Raw genomic sequence first — 3,683 nt, 5'->3', positions numbered from 1 at the left:
GTTTGCTCTTTGATTTTCACTGAGTATTCCTTCATTTTCTCCTGCAATTGAATTCTTGCTCGGCTTTTTGTTTTCTATTTCTTTAAAATCAAAGTAGCTCTTTTGTTAATAACTCGATCAACAAACATCGTGGTACAAGTATCTACTTTGAAATTTATCAACCACTTAACAACTGATACTGCCTTCTAGGAAAACGATGACATTCTTCCTAATAAAACTTCTCATATATAGCATAAATTTCTACTCTTTTTAATTTTAAATGAGTCTCAGCATGGCAATCACTTTAGAATTTAAGCCGCTTCTCCAGCTCGATCATTGATGAGCTCAATGGTTTGAACAATATTACGAAGTACTGGTAGTTGGTGTTGGAAGAGTAGTTGAACAGATCCATAAGATTTAAACGGCTCTTGTGTTAACACTTTCGTCTCTAAAAAACCATTTTCTACAATGTAGTCTACAATCAATTTTACAAATGAAATCTGCCTAGCATTAAGGTTCTCATCCGACAAAAATTTAGAAAAAATACGATTGGCAGACTCTCTATCTAAGCCAATAATCTCACGCACCAATCTCGGAATTGCCTTATTTTCATAATGATGTTGGTAGTCTGCTTTGCTACCTAATTTTTCCCAGAGCAATTTTTCAAGTGCAAGCATATCATCAGATGTCAACTTTTTATTATGGTATAGCTTAGAAATGGACTCTTCATCCAGATGAGTTTTCAAGTAATGCTCAACTTTTTCATTATAAGATCGAAGATCGTTGACCTGCAAAAATGCTGTGGTCTCGTGAACAGTGGAGAGTATACGATCTTCAAAGTTAACATAGTAGGGTTTACGGTCTGTCTTATCCAAAAACTGTAATAAATCTCGAATAGCAAGACGAATTTTTTCCAAATCAGACAAGTTAACTTCTTTCCAAAATTCAGGCTCCTGTACTTTCCCGATAATTTCAGCCTGCTCAAAAACCTGCGGAATATTACCAATAGCAGAAAGAGCTCTAGCTGTCTTCATCACTTGGGAAATATGAACAGTGGAAGATTTAGCTGTCAGTTGCCCCAACTGAATATGAAGCAACCACAAATCAAATCTCCTCGCCATCTCATCTTCTTTATCTTCATCAAATAAAAGCGGAGAGAGATTTTTTTGAATGGTTTCACTTGTAACAGCAGTTAGATTCTGCCAACTTTCCAATTTCCTATAGCTATAAACTATATCTAAAACCATACGAACCCTGAAGTCCAACTCATTTAAGCTCTCTATACGACCTTGAAGTTCTGAGACAAGCTCCTGACGGTATGCTCTCGCAAACTGATCTTCTTGGTATTGGAGTCCCTGAAGTTCTCGAATCAAGTCCACTTTGATATTAAATAAACGCTGAGTCAACGAAACAATGTGACGACCCTCTCCATCTCTTGGATCTGCACGAAAATAATCAAAATTGTCCCCATAATCAAATACCAAGAAGTTTTCCTTATCCTGCTCAGGTCCAAATAAATCTTTACATAGACGGGTTCCTCGACCAATCATCTGCCAAAACTTAGTTTTAGAGCGTACTTTCTTGAAGAAGACTAAATTAACAACCTCTGGTACATCAATACCTGTATCTAACATATCGACAGAAATCGCAATTTGAGGATACTTCTCCTTAATTTTAAAATCATCAATCAAGGTCTGATAATGCTTCATACTATAATCAATCACCTGAGCATAGTCGCTCCCTTTTTCAGGATAGCGGTTGTTAAAAATACCTCTGATATATTCCGCATGATCATGATTTTTAGCAAAAATAATAGTTTTACCAATTTCATCACCCGAGGCTGTCTGAATTCCTCTTGTCATGAGTTCATTTAAAACAATTTCTACTGTACTTTTATTGAAAACAAAGGAATTAAATACACTCCCATCAATATCTTTTTCACAGCTATCGTCTTCAAATTTGCTATCAAAATGTTCCTTTTCTTCTTCGGACAAATCATCATAATGTAGACCATCCGTAGGTAGTTTCAGTTTGGTTTCGATAGAATGATAGGCTACTAAATATCCGTCTTTAACAGCCTCTTCCAAATCATATGCATATGTTGGAACCCCATTCTCCAAATTAAAGAATCCATAGGTGTTTTTATCTAAATCTTGACGCGGAGTAGCTGTTAAGCCTACAATTCTTGCATCAAAATAATCAAAAATGGACTTGTATTTCTGATAAATAGAACGGTGAGATTCGTCAATTATGATAAGGTCAAAATGCCCAACAGTGAAAGGGCGTTGATTTACTTCTTCTTGACCACTAATCGCTCCAATCATGGTCGGATAAGTTGAAAAGACCATGCGACTTGATTGAGCTCCTTCTTTATCTTCTAAGAAGTTACAAACGGAAAGATCTGGGAGTAATTTTCTAAACGAATCATATGCTTGCTTAACCAAGGAAGTTCTATCGGCTAAGAAGAGAACGTTTTTTACCCAGTTATGACGTGATAAGATATCAACTAGAGAAACTGCTGTACGAGTTTTCCCAGCCCCAGTTGCCATAACCAAAAGTGCCTGTCTACGATGATTAGAGAAAGCTTCACAAACGCTTGCAATCGCGTGTTTTTGGTAGTGACGCCCGGAAATATCGTCCCTAATTTTACTAGAAATATCCTCAAGTGGTTTTTGAAGATGACGTCTATCCATCACTAATTGCAATTCTTCTTGAGAATAAAAGCCTGCAATCTGGCGGCGGTTCGGACCATCAAGTATATAGTGCTTCAACCCATTTGTAATAAAGCAAATTGGCTGATAGCCGATATGTTTCTCCAAAGCTTCAGCATATTCTTTGACCTGTACTTCCCCTACTTCTGGATTGACAGAGGCTTTTTTAGCCTCCACAATCGCTAAAATTTTCCCATTTTTACCATAAAGTACATAGTCACAGTAACCAATTCCTGAACCGTGCTTCAGACCATCAACGGCTATCTCAACACGACAGTTTTCTTCAAATATCCATCCTGCTAAACGGAGATCGATATCAATAAAGAGCTTTCTTGTCTCTGCCTCAGATAATTGATCAATATGGAAAGGCACATCTTGCCGTTGCGCTGCAGTCTCACGTTTTTCAGTATAAGTCTCTTGAACTTCTACGGACTGAGCAGCCATCTGTTCATGAAAATCAGGCAGTTCTGGTAAACTGTCTTGTAACTTTATCATAGATTGTGGAGTTTCTCGGTATTTGATGTTTGCTGAAAGTGGTAAGCACTTCTCATCAAAATAACGCTCCACAAACTCATTGCTGTAACAATAATCGATAAAATTAACAAACTGATACAAATGATGCAAAGCTAAAATCGCTTCTCGTTCCTTAATTTCACCACCATGAGCAGCATGGTTTCCCCACCGAATCAACAGAACTATCTGCTTGTGGAGTTCAGAATCTACGATATCCCTAAAATCATCATCCCATACTAAAGAAGATAGAGTAGCACGATAGGGAGCTTCTAAATATGAATCGTGACTATATATCCAATGGACAGCCTGCTCTAAAGCACGACGCGCCATAAAGGCAGTAGCCACAGTTGATGTAGCAATCATATTCTCAGCTTCAATGCAAGGTTTTGAAAAAGATTCATATTCGTCATTTTTTAAAAGAAAGCTAAAATTTCCCATTTTTTTCTCACTTTAAACAAATAGTTTATACTGGACTAAAAT

At 37.1% G+C, this 3,683-nt stretch carries 1 protein-coding gene; it reads right to left on the bottom strand.

Going from position 1 to position 3,683, the window contains the following annotated elements; genetic code table 11:
• Positions 1 to 290: 290 nt before the first annotated feature.
• Entirely contained in the window at positions 291 to 3,641 is a 3,351-nt protein-coding gene (locus HT723_RS10755; RefSeq protein ID WP_172935184.1) for a DEAD/DEAH box helicase family protein, read from the bottom strand.
• Positions 3,642 to 3,683: the final 42 nt, after the last annotated feature.

Source organism: Streptococcus sp. 2106 (assembly GCF_013277315.1).
In the GTDB taxonomy this organism is placed as follows: Bacteria; Bacillota; Bacilli; order Lactobacillales; family Streptococcaceae; genus Streptococcus; species Streptococcus pseudopneumoniae.
Note: the sequence above shows the minus strand (reverse complement) of the source record. Positions and strands in the feature narration are given on the sequence as shown.

Excerpts from the sequence above, each read along its gene's own strand:
- HT723_RS10755 (WP_172935184.1), bottom strand. The coding sequence starts at position 3,641 with ATGGGAAATTTTAGCTTTCTTTTAAAAAATGACGAATATGAATCTTTT.